This is a genomic window from Psychrobacillus sp. FSL K6-2365 (assembly GCF_038003165.1).
Lineage (GTDB): Bacteria > Bacillota > Bacilli > Bacillales_A > Planococcaceae > Psychrobacillus > Psychrobacillus psychrodurans.
In genome coordinates this window covers 4,132,511-4,146,482 of sequence record NZ_JBBOOO010000001.1, presented here as the reverse complement: position 1 = coordinate 4,146,482, position 13,972 = coordinate 4,132,511, and the positions used below count along the sequence as shown (strand labels likewise).

Sequence of the window (13,972 nt, the reverse complement as noted above, 5' to 3'; positions counted from 1 at the left end):
AGGTGTGACGAATGACCAAAGGAATCTTAGGTAGAAAAATCGGTATGACGCAAGTATTTGCTGAGAACGGTGACTTAATCCCTGTAACTGTTATTGAAGCTACTCCAAACGTAGTACTTCAAAAGAAAACAGCTGAAACAGACGGTTACGAAGCTATTCAGTTAGGTTTTGAAGACAAGCGCGAAAAGCTTTCTAATAAACCTGCGAAAGGGCACGTAGCTAAAGCAAGCACTGCTCCTAAGCGCTTCATCCGCGAATTCCGCGGCTTGGATACAGCTAATTACGAAGTTGGTCAAGAAGTCAAGGTAGAAAGTTTTACAGAAGGCGATGTAATTGATGTAACAGGTGTTACTAAAGGTAAAGGTTTCCAAGGTGTTATTAAACGCCACGGACAATCTCGTGGACCAATGGCCCATGGATCTCGTTACCACCGTCGTCCAGGTTCAATGGGGCCAGTTGCTCCGAACCGTGTATTCAAACAAAAGAAATTACCTGGTCAAATGGGTGGACATACAGTAACAATCCAAAACTTAGAAATCGTAAGAGTGGATGCTGAACGTAATCTACTATTAGTAAAAGGTAATGTTCCTGGTTCTCGTAAATCATTAGTAGTTGTAAAAGCTGCTATTAAATCGAAATAATTCTCTTAAGGAAGGAGGAAACAGGAATGGCAAAAGTATCATTATTCAATCAAGCAGGCTCTTCAGTTGGTGAAATCGAATTAAACGATAAAGTTTTCGGTATTGAACCAAATGAATCTGTTTTATTTGAAGCTATCATTTCTCAACGTGCTTCACTTCGTCAAGGTAATCACAAAGTGAAAAACCGTTCTGAAGTTGCTGGTGGTGGACGTAAACCATGGAAACAAAAAGGAACTGGACGTGCTCGTCAAGGTTCTATCCGCTCTCCACAATGGCGTGGTGGTGGTGTTGTTTTCGGACCGACTCCACGTAGTTACAGCTTTAAATTACCTAAAAAAGTACGTCGTTTAGCTCTTCTTTCAGCTCTTTCAACAAAAGCTCGTGAAGAAAGCATTGTAGTACTTGAAGGTTTAGCATTTGATGCACCAAAAACAAAAGAATTCGTGAAAGTGTTATCTAACCTTTCAATCGATAAAAAAGCGTTATTCGTAACTGCTGATTTAGATGAAACAGTAGCATTAGCTGCTCGTAACATCCCTGGAATCACAGTTGTGTCTGCAACAGGCATTAACGTTTTAGATTTAATCGGTCATAACAAACTTGTAATGACTAAAGCAGCAGTAGAAAAAGTAGAGGAGGTGCTTGGATAATGGAAGCACGTGATATTATTAAACGTCCGGTCATTACTGAGCGTTCTTCTGAAGTAATGGCAGATAAAAAGTACACTTTTGAAGTGGACACTCGCGCCAACAAAACTCAAGTTAAATACGCTGTTGAAGAAATCTTTGGAGTAGATGTTGAAAAAGTAAACATCATGAACTACAAAGGGAAATATAAACGCGTAGGTAAATTTGGTGGGTATACAAACAAACGTCGTAAAGCGATTGTTACGTTAACTCTAGAAAGCAAAGAAATCGAGTTATTCGAAATCTAATCCTTGTAAAAAGGAATTAATACTCAAGAAGGAGGGAATAACATGGCGATTAGAAAGTATAAACCAACGACAAACGGACGTCGTAACATGACTTCATTAGATTACGCTGAAATCACAACTGACAAGCCAGAGAAATCTCTACTTGCTCCTGTGAAACGTAAAGGCGGCCGTAACAATCAAGGTAAAATTACTGTTCGTCATCATGGTGGTGGACACAAACGTCAATACCGTATCATTGATTTCAAACGAAACAAAGATGGTATACCAGGACGCGTTGCTACTATTGAATATGATCCAAACCGATCTGCGAATATCGCATTAATTAATTATGCGGATGGGGAAAAACGTTACATCCTAGCTCCTAAAGGCTTAGAAGTGGGCATGACAATCGTGTCAGGACCAGAAGCTGATATTAAAGCTGGAAACGCTCTTCCATTACAAAACATCCCAATGGGTACTACTATCCATAACATCGAAATGAAACCTGGTAAAGGTGGTCAGTTAGTTCGTTCTGCTGGTACATCTGCTCAATTACTTGGTAAAGAAGGTAAGTACGTAATCGTACGTTTACAATCTGGTGAAGTTCGTTTAATCCTAGGTGTTTGCCGCGCTACAATCGGTGAAGTAGGAAACGAACAACATGAACTTGTGAACATTGGTAAAGCTGGTCGTAATCGTTGGTTAGGCAAACGCCCAACTGTACGTGGATCGGTAATGAACCCTAACGATCACCCACACGGTGGTGGTGAAGGTAAAACTCCAATCGGTCGTAAGTCACCTATGTCTCCATGGGGTAAACCAACTCTTGGATACAAAACTCGTAACAAGAAAAACAAATCCGACAAACTTATCATTCGTCGTCGTAAAAAATAAAGTGGTTTTACTACGGTTCACAGATAGAACCGTGGTGTCATCACGGAGGGAGGTTTCAGCATGGGTCGTAGCTTGAAAAAAGGACCTTTCGCAGACGATCATTTATTGAAAAAGGTCGATGCACAAAAGGACTCTGAGAAAAAACAAGTGATTAAGACTTGGTCTCGCCGTTCAACAATTTTCCCTACTTTTATCGGATTAACTATCGCAGTATATGACGGACGTAAACATGTTCCTGTATACGTGACTGAGGATATGGTAGGTCATAAACTAGGCGAGTTTGCACCAACACGCGCTTATAAAAGTCATGGTGCAGATGATAAGAAAACAAGACGCTAATTTGAGAGGAGGTCATTCAAATGTCACAAGCAAAAGCTATTGCTAAAACAGTGCGCATTGCCCCTCGTAAGGTAAGATTAGTCGTTGATTTAATCAGAGGTAAGCAAGTCGGTGAAGCAGTTGCGATTTTACAACTTACTCCAAAAGCAGCATCACCTGTTGTTGAGAAAGTATTGAAATCTGCTATTGCAAACGCTGAGCACAATTATGATTTAGATGTTAATAACCTAGTTGTTTCTGAAGTCTTCGTTGATGAAGGTCCAACATTAAAACGTTTCCGCCCACGTGCAATGGGACGTGCAAGTGCTATTAACAAACGTACTAGCCACATTACAATCGTGGTATCAGAGAAGAAGGAGGGATAATTCGTGGGTCAAAAAGTACATCCTATAGGATTACGAGTAGGCATCATTCGTGACTGGGAGTCAAAATGGTACGCTGGTAAAGACTATGCAACTCTACTACACGAAGACTTGAAAATCCGTAAGTACATCGAAACTCGTTTAAAAGAAGCTTCTGTTTCTACTGTAGAAATCGAACGCGCTGCAAAACGTGTTAACGTTACAATTCACACTGCTAAACCAGGTATGGTAATCGGTAAAGGTGGTACTGAAGTGGAAGCACTTCGTAAGCACTTGAACGATTTAACTGGTAAACGTGTACACATAAATATTGTTGAAATAAAAAGAGCTGACTTAGATGCTAAATTAGTAGCTGAAAGTATTGCACGCCAATTAGAAGGCCGCGTATCTTTCCGTCGTGCTCAAAAACAAGCAATTCAACGCACAATGCGTTCTGGCGCTAAAGGTATTAAAACTCAAGTATCTGGACGCTTAGGCGGCGCTGACATTGCGCGTGCTGAACATTACAGCGAAGGAACTGTACCACTTCATACATTACGTGCTGACATCGATTATGCACATGCTGAGGCTGACACAACTTATGGTAAGCTAGGCGTTAAAGTATGGATCTATCGTGGTGAAGTCCTTCCAGTTAAGAAGAACTCTGAGGAAGGAGGCAAATAATATGTTAATGCCTAAACGCGTTAAATATCGTCGTGAACACCGTGGGAAAATGCGTGGTGAAGCAAAAGGCGGCAAAGAAATAGCATTCGGTGAATTCGGTTTACAAGCAACTGAAGCAAGCTGGATCACAAGTCGTCAAATTGAGTCAGCTCGTATTGCAATGACACGTTACATGAAACGTGGCGGTAAAGTATGGATTAAAATATTCCCTCATAAACCATATACGAAAAAGCCTCTTGAGGTACGTATGGGTTCAGGTAAAGGTGCTCCTGAAGGATGGGTAGCAGTTGTAAAACCTGGGAAAATAATGTTTGAAATAGCTGGCGTTTCTGAAGAAGTTGCTCGTGAAGCATTACGTTTAGCATCACATAAGCTTCCGATTAAATGTAAAATAATCAAACGTCAAGAAATTGGTGGTGAATCTAATGAAAGCTAATGACATCCGTGAACTTACTACTGCAGAAATAGAACAAAAGGTAAAATCACTGAAAGAAGAGCTTTTCAACCTTCGCTTCCAATTGGCGACTGGTCAATTAGAAAACACAGCTCGTATTCGCGAAGTTCGTAAAGCTATCGCGCGTATGAAAACTGTGGTACGTGAAAGAGAAATCAGTGCAAACAACTGATAAAGGAGGTTTTCTGGCATGACTGAGCGTAATCAACGCAAAGTATACACTGGCCGTGTTGTATCAGATAAAATGGATAAAACAATTTCTGTTTTAATTGAAACTCATAAAAAACACAAGTTATACGGTAAACGTGTTAAATATTCTAAGAAATTTAAAGCTCATGATGAGCAAAACGAAGCCCAAATCGGAGATATCGTCCGTATCATGGAAACTCGTCCGCTATCAGCTACTAAACGCTTCCGCCTATTGGAAGTTGTAGAAAAAGCGGTTATTATCTAATAATAAGTTCGGAACTAATAAATTCCGAAGGGAGGTTACCTAAGTGATCCAACAAGAAACTCGTATGAAAGTTGCAGACAACTCAGGTGCACGTGAAGTTTTAACTATTAAAGTACTTGGTGGTACTGGACGTAAAACTGCTAATATCGGCGATATCGTCGTATGTACAGTTAAGAAAGCAACACCAGGTGGCGTTGTCAAGAAGGGTGACGTCGTTAAAGCTGTAATCGTTCGCACTAAGAGCGGCGTACGCCGTAAAGACGGAACATATATCAAATTTGATGAAAATGCTTGCGTTATTATCAAAGACGATAAAGGACCGCGTGGAACTCGTATTTTCGGACCAGTTGCTCGTGAATTACGCGACAGCAACTTCATGAAAATCGTATCTTTAGCTCCAGAAGTTCTTTAATTTACATGAAAGTGCCAATCAAGGAGGTGCGACAGAATGCATGTTAAAAAAGGCGACAAAGTAATGGTAATCTCAGGTAAAGACAAAGGTAAAACAGGTGTTGTTCTTACTGCTTTTCCTAAGAAAGACCGTGTGTTAGTTGAAGGTGTAAACATCATCAAAAAACATATGAAGCCAAACCAAGCTAATCCGCAAGGAGGAATTGTAAGCCACGAGGCTGCAATCCACGTATCGAATGTTATGTTAATCGACCCAAAAACTGGCGAGCCGACTCGCGTAGGTTCTAAAGTGGAAGATGGCAAGAAAGTTCGTGTTGCGAAAAAATCCGGTGAAATTATTAAATAAGTAAAGAGAAGGGAGGTACACACATGAACCGCCTAAAAGAAAAGTATCTTAAGGAAGTTTCTCCTGCTCTAATGAGCAAGTTTGAATATAACTCAGTAATGCAAGTACCTAAAGTTGATAAAATCGTTATCAATATGGGTGTTGGTGATGCTGTTTCTAATACAAAAGCTCTAGATGCTGCTGTAGAAGAATTACAAATCATTTCAGGTCAAAAACCTGTAGTTACGAAAGCTAAAAAATCGATCGCTGGTTTCCGTCTTCGTGAAGGTATGCCAATCGGTGCAAAAGTCACTCTACGTGGAGAACGTATGTATGACTTCTTGGATAAATTGATCGCTATTTCACTTCCACGTGTACGTGACTTCCGCGGTGTTTCTAAAAAAGCATTCGACGGTCGCGGTAACTACACTCTTGGAGTTAAAGAGCAATTAATCTTCCCTGAAATCGATTATGATAAAGTATCGAAAGTACGCGGTATGGACATCGTGATTGTAACAACTGCGAACTCTGACGAAGAAGCTCGTGAGTTATTAACACAATTCGGTATGCCATTCCAAAAGTAAAATAAGGGAGGCGAAAACGTGGCTAAAAAATCAATGGTCGTAAAACAACAACGTACGCCAAAGTTCAAAGTGCAAGAATACACACGCTGTGAGCGTTGTGGACGTCCACACTCTGTATATCGTAAATTCAAGCTTTGCCGTATTTGTTTCCGTGAACTTGCATACAAGGGACAAATTCCTGGCGTTAAAAAAGCAAGCTGGTAATCCCCTATAACTGGGAAGGAGGTAAATGTAATGACAATGTCAGATCCAATTGCAGATATGCTTACACGCATTCGTAATGCTAACATGGTTCGTCACGAGAAATTAGAAGTTCCTGCTTCAAACCTGAAAAAGGAAATCGCGGAGATTTTAAAACGCGAAGGTTTCATCCGTGATGTTGAATATGTAGAAGATAGCAAACAAGGTATTATCCGCATCTTCTTAAAATATGGTCAAAATGATGAGCGCGTTATCACTGGTTTGAAACGTATTTCAAAACCTGGTCTTCGCGTTTACGCTAAAACAAACGAAGTACCTAAAGTATTGAACGGTTTAGGAATTGCTTTAGTTTCTACTTCAAATGGTTTATTAACAGATAAAGAAGCTCGCGCTAAACAAGTTGGCGGAGAAATCGTAGCTTACGTTTGGTAATAATCAACAAACGAATGGAGGTGCAACAAAATGTCTCGAGTAGGTAAAAAACCAATAGAGGTTCCTGCAGAAGTTACTGTTACAGTTAACGCTGATAATACAGTAGTTGTAAAAGGACCAAAAGGTGAATTAACAAAATCTTTTAACCAAGATATTAAGATTGAGCAAGAAGGTACAGTAATAACATTAGTGCGTCCTTCAGATTCAAAAGAACACCGTACGATTCATGGAACAACTCGCGCTTTGCTAGCTAACATGATCACGGGTGTATCTGCTGGATTCGAACGTGGACTTGATTTAGTTGGGGTAGGTTACCGTGCACAATTACAAGGAACTAAACTTGTACTAAATGTAGGGTACTCACATCCAGTTGAGTTCACTCCTGAAGATGGACTAGTAGTTGAAGTTCCTTCTAATACAAAAGTTATCGTTCGCGGTATTGATAAAGAACGCGTTGGTGCTTTAGCATCTAACATTCGTCAAGTTCGTCCACCAGAGCCTTATAAAGGTAAAGGTATTCGTTATGAAGGCGAAGTTGTACGCCGCAAAGAAGGTAAAACAGGTAAATAATGCATTTCGCATTAGAAAGGAGTGACCACTGTGATTACGAAACAAGACAAAAATCAAGTTCGTAAGAAACGTCATGCACGTGTTCGTACAAAAATCACGGGTACTACTGAACGTCCACGTTTAAATGTATTCCGTTCTAATAAACATTTATACGCACAACTGATTGATGATACTCAAGGTGTTACAATCGCAAGTGCATCCACTATGGATAAAGATTTCAATGGAACAGCTGGAAATGTAGAAGCTGCTAAATTGATTGGTGAAACAATCGCAAAACGCGCTACAGAAAAAAACATCAAATCTGTTGTATTTGACCGTGGCGGTTACTTATATCATGGACGTGTTAAAGCGTTAGCTGAAGCTGCACGTGAAAACGGCTTAGAATTTTAAGAAGAAGGAGGGACATATTTCATGCGTGGTATTGACCCAAACAAACTTGAACTTGAAGAACGCGTAGTAACGATCAACCGTGTTGCTAAAGTTGTAAAAGGTGGACGTCGTTTCCGTTTTACTGCATTAGTAGTTGTCGGTGACAAAGATGGTCATGTAGGATTTGGTACTGGAAAAGCACAAGAAGTTCCAGACGCTATCCGTAAAGCAGTTGAAGACGCGAAGAAAAACTTAATAGAAGTACCTAGAGTTAAAGGAACTACTCCTCACCTAGTTGTAGGACACTTTGGTGCTGGATCTATTCTAGTTAAACCTGCAGCACCTGGTACAGGAGTAATTGCTGGTGGACCTGTTCGTGCGGTACTTGAATTGGCTGGTATTACAGATATTCTTTCTAAATCACTTGGATCTAACACACCAATCAACATGGTACGTGCTACAATCGAAGGTTTAACTCAATTAAAACGTGCTGAAGACGTTGCTAAATTACGTGGTAAATCAGTAGAAGAACTGTTAGGATAAGGGGGGGAAATTACAATGGCAACTAAATTAGAAATTACCCTTACTAGAAGCTTGATTGGTACTAAACCAGCTCAACGCAAAACAGTAGAAGCTCTTGGATTACGTAAAATGCATCAAACAGTTGAGCATCAAGACAATGCAGCTATCCGTGGGATGGTTGGCAAAGTAGCTCACTTAGTAACAACAAAAGAAATTTAAGGTTTATTTTAAGAATAAGGAGGTGCCACCATATGAAACTTCATGAGTTAAAACCATCAGAAGGATCTCGTTCATCGCGTAAGCGTATCGGACGTGGAATCGGTTCTGGAACTGGTAAAACATCAGGTAAAGGTCATAAAGGTCAAAACGCTCGTTCAGGCGGAGGCGTTCGTCCAGGATTTGAGGGCGGTCAAAACCCGTTATTCCGTCGTTTACCAAAACGTGGATTTACGAATATTAATCGTAAAGAATTCGCAATTGTGAACCTTGACACATTAAATCGTTTCGAAGAAGGCACAGAAGTTACACCTGCTTTATTAATCGAAACAGGTGTTGTGAGCAGCGAGAAATCTGGTATCAAGATTCTAGGTAATGGAACACTTGACAAGAAGTTAACTGTAAAAGCTCATAAATTCTCTGCATCAGCAAAAGAAGCAATTGAGAACGCTGGCGGATCAACAGAGGTGGTTTAATGTTTCAAACAATCTCCAACTTTATGCGTGTGAGAGATATTCGAAATAAAATCATTTTTACATTATTGATGTTAATCGTCTTCCGTATCGGTACATTTGTACCTGTACCTTTCGTCGATGCCGATGTGTTAAAACAAACAGACCAAATGGGTTTGATTGGTTTCCTTAATACATTTGGTGGTGGAGCCCTTGCTAACTTTTCTATTTTAGCTATGGGTATCATGCCTTACATCACTGCATCCATTATTGTACAATTACTACAAATGGATGTTGTTCCGAAGTTTACTGAGTGGGCTAAACAAGGTGAAGTCGGAAGACGTAAACTTGCACAATTCACTCGTTACTTCACAATTGTGTTAGCTTTTATTCAAGCGATTGCGATGTCATACGGTTTCAACCGTATGTATAGTGGTTCATTGATAAAAGATGATGGTATATTGACATACTTAGTTATTGCAGTTGTTTTGACAGCCGGGACTGCATTTTTAATGTGGTTAGGAGAGCAAATTACCGCTAAAGGTGTTGGGAATGGTATTTCTATCATTATCTTCGCTGGTATTGTTGCTGCCATTCCAAACGCAGTTAACCAAGTGTACGCACAGCAAATTGAAGGTGCAGGAGATGCGCTGTTTATCAATATTGTAATAGTACTTTTACTTTTATTAGCAATTGTCGCAGTAACAGTTGGAGTAATTTACGTTCAACAAGCGTTGCGTAAAATTCCAATTCAATACGCGAAACGTGTTTCTGGTGCAGCCCAAACTGGTGGTCAACAGACTCACTTGCCTTTAAAAGTTAATGCTGCGGGAGTAATTCCGGTAATCTTTGCCTCAGCGTTTCTTATGGCGCCACAGTCAATCGTATTATTTTTCGGTCAAAACAGTACTACCGAAGCTATTACGAGAGCATTAGATTATACACAACCTATTGGTATGACGATTTATATTGCTTTAATCATTGCATTTACTTACTTCTATGCATTCATTCAAGTGAATCCAGAGAACGTAGCAGATAATTTGAAAAAGCAAGGTGCGTATATTCCAGGGATTCGTCCAGGGATCAATACACAAAATTATTTAACTAGCGTATTGTATCGATTAACTTTTGTTGGAGCTATATTCTTAGCTATCATTTCAATCATGCCGATGCTATTTGTGAAATATGCGGATCTTCCGCAGTCAGCACAAATTGGCGGAACAAGTTTGTTAATCGTGGTTGGGGTTGCACTCGAAACGATGAAACAGCTAGAATCCCAACTAGTTAAACGTCATTATAAAGGCTTTATGAAATAAGGTAGGTTTTTAGGGACATTGATGTTCCTAAAAATCGACTATATAGTCCTGGGGGGCATTTTCGTATGAATATCGTTTTAATGGGTTTACCTGGTGCTGGTAAAGGTACTCAGGCAGATAAAATTGTTGAGAAGTACGCAATCCCTCATATTTCTACAGGCGATATGTTTCGTGCAGCAATTAAAGATGGTACGGAACTAGGTTTGAAAGCAAAATCGTTTATGGATCAAGGTGCCTTGGTACCCGATGAAGTTACGATTGGTATTGTCCGCGAAAGATTAAGTAAACCAGACTGTGAAAAAGGATTCCTACTTGACGGTTTCCCTCGTACAGTTCCTCAAGCAGAAGCACTTGATGCTTTACTTTCGGAACTTGATAAATCTATCGAGCATGTGCTTAATATTCAAGTAGAACAAGAAGAATTGATTAAACGTCTAACAGGTCGACGCATTTGTAAAGAATGTGGAACTGCTTACCATTTGGTCTTTAATCCACCTGCTAAAGATGGAGTATGTGACAAAGATGGTGGCGAGCTTTATCAACGTGCTGACGATAATCCGGAAACGGTAACTAACCGTCTGGAAGTAAATATGAAGCAAACACAACCTTTGCTTGATTTTTATGAAGACAAAGGTGTTTTATCTAATATAGATGGACAGCAGGATATTAAAGTAGTATTCGCTGATCTTGATGCTCTGTTACAGGGCAGCCGCATATAATTGCCCGGTGCCTGTCGCAGACGACTGAATACCCGGGTAGTATGCAAAGAACGAAAATGTTTTTTTCGAGAGCTGCAAAAGCATATTGCGCCCGGTATACGTTCGGAGGAAAAGAAATGCATCAAAAGCGGGGACTCCCTTGTCCACGTGCATTTATAATACTTACGGGGTATAATGGGTTTCGTGGAAGCATCTGTGTAACGAACGGGTACTATGGAACTCATCCAACACATTCGTACGAACATGTTGACATGAGGGAGAGTCTACTCCGTGGATTGCTAAAAGCGAAACCTTACGAGTGTCTTTCGAACATCTCTCATGATTTCCAAACATATGCTTGAACGAATAGTTTCGTTCTACTAGAGGCTATACTAACAGCAAATTACGTTTGAGTTTTGATGAGAACCTGATTTGTATATAGAAGGGAGACAGGGTTGATGGCGAAAGATGATGTAATTGAAGTCGAAGGAACAGTTGTTGAGACTTTGCCAAACGCGATGTTTAAGGTAGAATTAGAAAACGGTCATACGATACTTGCGCATGTATCGGGTAAAATTCGTATGCATTTCATTCGTATTTTACCTGGAGATAAAGTCACAATTGAACTTTCTCCTTACGATTTAACTCGCGGTCGTATTACGTACCGTTTTAAATAATAATCTTTTGCACTCCGGACTACTAAGGAGGTTAGGTTAGATGAAAGTGAGACCATCTGTGAAACCGATCTGCGAAAAATGTAAGGTAATTCGCCGACGCGGTAAAGTAATGGTAATCTGTGAAAATCCTAAACACAAACAAAGACAAGGATAATAAGAAGGAGGTGCACGACACATATGGCACGTATTGCTGGTGTTGACATTCCACGCGACAAACGCGTTGTTATTGCATTAACATACATTTTCGGAATTGGTAAAACGACTTCTCAAAAAGTATTGGCGGAAGCTGGTATTTCAGAAGAGACACGTGTACGTGATCTTACAGAAGACGAACTAAACAAAATCCGTGAACAAATCGGTGTATACAAAGTAGAAGGTGACCTTCGTCGCGAAGTATCACTAAACATTAAACGTTTGATGGAAATCGGTTCATTCCGTGGTATCCGTCATCGTAGAGGCTTACCAGTACGCGGACAAAATACGAAGAACAATGCACGTACTCGTAAAGGTCCACGTAAAACAGTAGCTAACAAGAAAAAATAATCGGTAAAGGAGGTTTCTTCTTAACATGGCACGTAAACAACAAACACGTAAGCGTCGTGTGAAAAAGAATATCGAATCCGGTATTGCTCACATTCGCTCAACATTTAACAACACTATTGTGACTATCACAGACATGCAAGGAAATGCACTTTCTTGGTCAAGTGCTGGAGCTCTTGGATTTAGAGGTTCTCGTAAATCTACTCCATTTGCTGCACAAATGGCTGCAGAAACAGCTGCAAAGACTTCAATGGAACATGGTATCAAAACTTTAGAAGTAACTGTTAAAGGACCAGGTGCTGGTCGTGAAGCGGCAATCCGCGCACTTCAAGCTGCAGGTCTAGAAGTTACAGCAATTAAAGACGTAACACCAGTACCACATAATGGTTGCCGTCCACCAAAACGTCGTCGCGTTTAATAGGTGATACTCAACTTGTTTGAGAACATCATTTATTGTACAGACTGTGGTTGTATTAACAGCAATCAGTTAACGATCGAATTCATGATGGAAAGAACCTATACATTCGATGTTTTGAGGGAGGGTAAATTGGAATGATCGAAATCGAAAAACCAAAGATTGAAAGTGTAGAAATCAGCGAAAATACCAAGTTTGGTAAATTTGTTGTAGAACCGCTTGAACGTGGCTATGGAAATACTTTGGGAAATTCTTTACGACGCATCCTTCTGTCATCTTTACCAGGAGCTGCAGTTACTTCTATTCAAATTGATGGCGTTTTGCACGAGTTCTCAACTATTGAGGGCGTAGTGGAAGATGTAGCATCTATTATTATGAATGTGAAAAAACTAGCTTTAAAAATCTACTCTGACGAGGAAAAGGTCATTGAGATTGATGTTAAAGGTGAGGGAACGATTACAGCTGCTGACATTACACATGACAGTGACGTAGAAATTTTAAACCCTGAACTTTATATTGCTACAATCGGCAAAAATGGTCATTTCCGCATGCGTATGTACGCAGGTCGAGGCCGTGGCTACACTCCTGCTGTTCAAAACAAACGTGAGGATCTTCCTATCGGCGTAATCCCGATCGACTCTATTTATACTCCAGTTTCACGCGTGAATTTCCAAGTGGAAAATACTCGTGTTGGGCAATTGTCCAACTTCGATAAACTAACACTTGATGTGTGGACAGATGGCAGCACAGGTCCTAAAGAGGCGATTTCTCTTGGAGCAAAAATTCTAACAGAGCACTTGAATATCTTTGTAGGGATGACTGATGAGGCTCAGACTGCTGAAATCATGGTCGAAAAAGAAGAGGATCAAAAAGAAAAAGTTTTAGAGATGACTATTGAAGAACTTGATCTTTCTGTTCGTTCTTATAATTGCTTAAAACGCGCTGGTATTAATACAGTACTTGAGCTTGCAAGCAAATCAGAAGACGATATGATGAAAGTACGAAACCTTGGACGTAAGTCTTTAGAAGAAGTAAGAGCGAAGTTAGATGAGCTTGGTTTAGGATTACGTAAAGAAGACTAAACGGGTTTTGATATAGCGAGACTTGAATTATTCACCAAAGGAGGGAAACATCCATGGGTTACAGAAAACTTGGACGTACAAGTTCTCAACGTAAAGCGATGTTACGTGACTTAACAACTGACTTAATTATCAATGAGCGTATTCAAACTACTGAAGCACGTGCAAAAGAATTACGTTCTGTTGTTGAAAAAATGATCACTTTAGGTAAACGCGGAGATTTACACGCTCGTCGTCAAGCTGCGGCTTACATTCGTCGTGAGGTTGTTGCTTCTACTGATGAAGAAGGTAACGAATCTACAATCTATGCATTACAAAAGTTGTTTGATGATGTAGCACCACGCTATGCTGATCGTCAAGGCGGTTACACTCGTATTATGAAAGCTGGACCTCGTCGCGGAGACGGAGCACCAGTAGTAGTAATTGAGTTAGTTTAATTTAGTTT

The 13,972-nt window shown here is 40.1% G+C and carries 28 protein-coding genes; all 28 read left to right on the top strand.

Going from position 1 to position 13,972, the window contains the following annotated elements; genetic code table 11:
• Positions 1-11 precede the first annotated feature (11 nt).
• The 28 genes from rplC to rplQ all read left to right on the top strand — a co-directional run bounded on the left by rplC (position 12) and on the right by rplQ (position 13,964).
• On the top strand, positions 12-641 hold the full coding sequence (gene rplC, locus MKY29_RS21050; RefSeq protein WP_090567814.1) for a 50S ribosomal protein L3: 630 nt from the start codon (positions 12-14) through the stop codon (positions 639-641).
• A gap of 26 nt (positions 642-667) precedes the next feature.
• Positions 668-1,291 (top strand): 50S ribosomal protein L4, encoded by a 624-nt coding sequence (rplD, locus tag MKY29_RS21045; protein ID WP_090567817.1) that lies wholly within the window; start codon positions 668-670, stop codon positions 1,289-1,291.
• Positions 1,291-1,575 carry a 50S ribosomal protein L23 gene (gene rplW, locus MKY29_RS21040; RefSeq protein WP_090567820.1) on the top strand — a complete coding sequence of 95 codons (285 nt, stop codon included), beginning with the start codon at positions 1,291-1,293 and terminating at the stop codon, positions 1,573-1,575. The genes rplD and rplW overlap by 1 nt, the downstream gene beginning before the upstream one ends.
• A gap of 42 nt (positions 1,576-1,617) precedes the next feature.
• A complete protein-coding gene (rplB, locus tag MKY29_RS21035; protein WP_090567824.1) occupies positions 1,618-2,448 on the top strand; it encodes a 50S ribosomal protein L2 in 831 nt (276 codons plus the stop codon).
• 60 nt (positions 2,449-2,508) lie between these two features.
• On the top strand, positions 2,509-2,787 hold the full coding sequence (gene rpsS / locus MKY29_RS21030) for a 30S ribosomal protein S19 (RefSeq protein ID WP_090567829.1): 279 nt from the start codon (positions 2,509-2,511) through the stop codon (positions 2,785-2,787).
• 20 nt (positions 2,788-2,807) lie between these two features.
• On the top strand, positions 2,808-3,152 hold the full coding sequence (rplV, locus tag MKY29_RS21025; protein WP_090567832.1) for a 50S ribosomal protein L22: 345 nt from the start codon (positions 2,808-2,810) through the stop codon (positions 3,150-3,152).
• A 3-nt stretch (positions 3,153-3,155) separates the two neighbouring features.
• On the top strand, positions 3,156-3,812 hold the full coding sequence (gene rpsC / locus MKY29_RS21020; protein ID WP_090567835.1) for a 30S ribosomal protein S3: 657 nt from the start codon (positions 3,156-3,158) through the stop codon (positions 3,810-3,812).
• A gap of 1 nt (position 3,813) precedes the next feature.
• Entirely contained in the window at positions 3,814-4,248 is a 435-nt protein-coding gene (rplP, locus tag MKY29_RS21015) for a 50S ribosomal protein L16 (protein ID WP_090567838.1), read from the top strand.
• Positions 4,238-4,438, top strand: coding sequence for a 50S ribosomal protein L29 (rpmC, locus tag MKY29_RS21010; RefSeq protein WP_090567840.1), 201 nt, complete (start codon positions 4,238-4,240; stop codon positions 4,436-4,438). The genes rplP and rpmC overlap by 11 nt, the downstream gene beginning before the upstream one ends.
• Before the next feature lie 18 nt (positions 4,439-4,456).
• Entirely contained in the window at positions 4,457-4,720 is a 264-nt protein-coding gene (rpsQ, locus tag MKY29_RS21005; protein ID WP_090567844.1) for a 30S ribosomal protein S17, read from the top strand.
• Positions 4,721-4,763: 43 nt separating this feature from the next.
• Positions 4,764-5,132: a 50S ribosomal protein L14 gene (gene rplN / locus MKY29_RS21000; RefSeq protein WP_053591327.1), complete on the top strand. Its 369-nt coding sequence runs from the start codon at positions 4,764-4,766 to the stop codon at positions 5,130-5,132.
• A gap of 36 nt (positions 5,133-5,168) precedes the next feature.
• Positions 5,169-5,477, top strand: a complete 309-nt coding sequence (gene rplX, locus MKY29_RS20995; RefSeq protein ID WP_090567845.1) for a 50S ribosomal protein L24 — start codon at positions 5,169-5,171, stop codon at positions 5,475-5,477.
• Between the two features lie 23 nt (positions 5,478-5,500).
• Positions 5,501-6,040 carry a 50S ribosomal protein L5 gene (gene rplE / locus MKY29_RS20990; protein ID WP_090567848.1) on the top strand — a complete coding sequence of 180 codons (540 nt, stop codon included), beginning with the start codon at positions 5,501-5,503 and terminating at the stop codon, positions 6,038-6,040.
• Positions 6,041-6,058: 18 nt separating this feature from the next.
• Complete coding sequence (gene rpsN / locus MKY29_RS20985) at positions 6,059-6,244, top strand: 30S ribosomal protein S14 (protein WP_090567851.1); 186 nt, start codon at positions 6,059-6,061, stop codon at positions 6,242-6,244.
• A 30-nt stretch (positions 6,245-6,274) separates the two neighbouring features.
• Positions 6,275-6,673, top strand: coding sequence for a 30S ribosomal protein S8 (rpsH, locus tag MKY29_RS20980; protein ID WP_090567854.1), 399 nt, complete (start codon positions 6,275-6,277; stop codon positions 6,671-6,673).
• Between the two features lie 30 nt (positions 6,674-6,703).
• Positions 6,704-7,243, top strand: coding sequence for a 50S ribosomal protein L6 (gene rplF / locus MKY29_RS20975; RefSeq protein ID WP_090567856.1), 540 nt, complete (start codon positions 6,704-6,706; stop codon positions 7,241-7,243).
• Between the two features lie 30 nt (positions 7,244-7,273).
• Complete coding sequence (gene rplR, locus MKY29_RS20970) at positions 7,274-7,633, top strand: 50S ribosomal protein L18 (RefSeq protein ID WP_090567859.1); 360 nt, start codon at positions 7,274-7,276, stop codon at positions 7,631-7,633.
• A gap of 21 nt (positions 7,634-7,654) precedes the next feature.
• Positions 7,655-8,155 (top strand): 30S ribosomal protein S5, encoded by a 501-nt coding sequence (gene rpsE, locus MKY29_RS20965; protein WP_090567863.1) that lies wholly within the window; start codon positions 7,655-7,657, stop codon positions 8,153-8,155.
• A 15-nt stretch (positions 8,156-8,170) separates the two neighbouring features.
• Positions 8,171-8,353, top strand: a complete 183-nt coding sequence (gene rpmD, locus MKY29_RS20960) for a 50S ribosomal protein L30 (RefSeq protein WP_090567866.1) — start codon at positions 8,171-8,173, stop codon at positions 8,351-8,353.
• 32 nt (positions 8,354-8,385) lie between these two features.
• Positions 8,386-8,826: a 50S ribosomal protein L15 gene (rplO, locus tag MKY29_RS20955; protein ID WP_090567869.1), complete on the top strand. Its 441-nt coding sequence runs from the start codon at positions 8,386-8,388 to the stop codon at positions 8,824-8,826.
• Positions 8,826-10,118 carry a preprotein translocase subunit SecY gene (gene secY / locus MKY29_RS20950; RefSeq protein WP_090567873.1) on the top strand — a complete coding sequence of 431 codons (1,293 nt, stop codon included), beginning with the start codon at positions 8,826-8,828 and terminating at the stop codon, positions 10,116-10,118. The genes rplO and secY overlap by 1 nt, the downstream gene beginning before the upstream one ends.
• 65 nt (positions 10,119-10,183) lie before the next feature.
• Positions 10,184-10,837 carry an adenylate kinase gene (locus MKY29_RS20945; RefSeq protein WP_090567876.1) on the top strand — a complete coding sequence of 218 codons (654 nt, stop codon included), beginning with the start codon at positions 10,184-10,186 and terminating at the stop codon, positions 10,835-10,837.
• Between the two features lie 437 nt (positions 10,838-11,274).
• Complete coding sequence (gene infA, locus MKY29_RS20940) at positions 11,275-11,493, top strand: translation initiation factor IF-1 (protein WP_016429904.1); 219 nt, start codon at positions 11,275-11,277, stop codon at positions 11,491-11,493.
• A gap of 40 nt (positions 11,494-11,533) precedes the next feature.
• Entirely contained in the window at positions 11,534-11,647 is a 114-nt protein-coding gene (rpmJ, locus tag MKY29_RS20935; protein WP_003247619.1) for a 50S ribosomal protein L36, read from the top strand.
• 23 nt (positions 11,648-11,670) lie between these two features.
• Positions 11,671-12,036, top strand: a complete 366-nt coding sequence (rpsM, locus tag MKY29_RS20930) for a 30S ribosomal protein S13 (protein ID WP_090567879.1) — start codon at positions 11,671-11,673, stop codon at positions 12,034-12,036.
• A gap of 25 nt (positions 12,037-12,061) precedes the next feature.
• Positions 12,062-12,451, top strand: coding sequence for a 30S ribosomal protein S11 (rpsK, locus tag MKY29_RS20925; RefSeq protein WP_090567882.1), 390 nt, complete (start codon positions 12,062-12,064; stop codon positions 12,449-12,451).
• Between the two features lie 134 nt (positions 12,452-12,585).
• On the top strand, positions 12,586-13,530 hold the full coding sequence (locus tag MKY29_RS20920; RefSeq protein WP_090567885.1) for a DNA-directed RNA polymerase subunit alpha: 945 nt from the start codon (positions 12,586-12,588) through the stop codon (positions 13,528-13,530).
• A 53-nt stretch (positions 13,531-13,583) separates the two neighbouring features.
• Entirely contained in the window at positions 13,584-13,964 is a 381-nt protein-coding gene (gene rplQ / locus MKY29_RS20915; RefSeq protein ID WP_090567888.1) for a 50S ribosomal protein L17, read from the top strand.
• Positions 13,965-13,972: the final 8 nt, after the last annotated feature.

What these genes read in the sequence shown, in the direction of transcription:
- rplC (WP_090567814.1), top strand. Translation starts at nt 12, where the DNA reads ATGACCAAAGGAATCTTAGGTAGAAAAATCGGTATGACGCAAGTATTT.
- rplD (WP_090567817.1), top strand. Translation starts at nt 668, where the DNA reads ATGGCAAAAGTATCATTATTCAATCAAGCAGGCTCTTCAGTTGGTGAA.
- rplW (WP_090567820.1), top strand. Translation starts at nt 1,291, where the DNA reads ATGGAAGCACGTGATATTATTAAACGTCCGGTCATTACTGAGCGTTCT.
- rplB (WP_090567824.1), top strand. Translation starts at nt 1,618, where the DNA reads ATGGCGATTAGAAAGTATAAACCAACGACAAACGGACGTCGTAACATG.
- rpsS (WP_090567829.1), top strand. Translation starts at nt 2,509, where the DNA reads ATGGGTCGTAGCTTGAAAAAAGGACCTTTCGCAGACGATCATTTATTG.
- rplV (WP_090567832.1), top strand. Translation starts at nt 2,808, where the DNA reads ATGTCACAAGCAAAAGCTATTGCTAAAACAGTGCGCATTGCCCCTCGT.
- rplP (WP_090567838.1), top strand. Translation starts at nt 3,814, where the DNA reads ATGTTAATGCCTAAACGCGTTAAATATCGTCGTGAACACCGTGGGAAA.
- rpmC (WP_090567840.1), top strand. Translation starts at nt 4,238, where the DNA reads ATGAAAGCTAATGACATCCGTGAACTTACTACTGCAGAAATAGAACAA.
- rpsQ (WP_090567844.1), top strand. Translation starts at nt 4,457, where the DNA reads ATGACTGAGCGTAATCAACGCAAAGTATACACTGGCCGTGTTGTATCA.
- rplX (WP_090567845.1), top strand. Translation starts at nt 5,169, where the DNA reads ATGCATGTTAAAAAAGGCGACAAAGTAATGGTAATCTCAGGTAAAGAC.
- rplE (WP_090567848.1), top strand. Translation starts at nt 5,501, where the DNA reads ATGAACCGCCTAAAAGAAAAGTATCTTAAGGAAGTTTCTCCTGCTCTA.
- rpsH (WP_090567854.1), top strand. Translation starts at nt 6,275, where the DNA reads ATGACAATGTCAGATCCAATTGCAGATATGCTTACACGCATTCGTAAT.
- rplF (WP_090567856.1), top strand. Translation starts at nt 6,704, where the DNA reads ATGTCTCGAGTAGGTAAAAAACCAATAGAGGTTCCTGCAGAAGTTACT.
- rpsE (WP_090567863.1), top strand. Translation starts at nt 7,655, where the DNA reads ATGCGTGGTATTGACCCAAACAAACTTGAACTTGAAGAACGCGTAGTA.
- rpmD (WP_090567866.1), top strand. Translation starts at nt 8,171, where the DNA reads ATGGCAACTAAATTAGAAATTACCCTTACTAGAAGCTTGATTGGTACT.
- rplO (WP_090567869.1), top strand. Translation starts at nt 8,386, where the DNA reads ATGAAACTTCATGAGTTAAAACCATCAGAAGGATCTCGTTCATCGCGT.
- secY (WP_090567873.1), top strand. Translation starts at nt 8,826, where the DNA reads ATGTTTCAAACAATCTCCAACTTTATGCGTGTGAGAGATATTCGAAAT.
- MKY29_RS20945 (WP_090567876.1), top strand. Translation starts at nt 10,184, where the DNA reads ATGAATATCGTTTTAATGGGTTTACCTGGTGCTGGTAAAGGTACTCAG.
- infA (WP_016429904.1), top strand. Translation starts at nt 11,275, where the DNA reads ATGGCGAAAGATGATGTAATTGAAGTCGAAGGAACAGTTGTTGAGACT.
- rpmJ (WP_003247619.1), top strand. Translation starts at nt 11,534, where the DNA reads ATGAAAGTGAGACCATCTGTGAAACCGATCTGCGAAAAATGTAAGGTA.
- rpsM (WP_090567879.1), top strand. Translation starts at nt 11,671, where the DNA reads ATGGCACGTATTGCTGGTGTTGACATTCCACGCGACAAACGCGTTGTT.
- rpsK (WP_090567882.1), top strand. Translation starts at nt 12,062, where the DNA reads ATGGCACGTAAACAACAAACACGTAAGCGTCGTGTGAAAAAGAATATC.
- MKY29_RS20920 (WP_090567885.1), top strand. Translation starts at nt 12,586, where the DNA reads ATGATCGAAATCGAAAAACCAAAGATTGAAAGTGTAGAAATCAGCGAA.
- rplQ (WP_090567888.1), top strand. Translation starts at nt 13,584, where the DNA reads ATGGGTTACAGAAAACTTGGACGTACAAGTTCTCAACGTAAAGCGATG.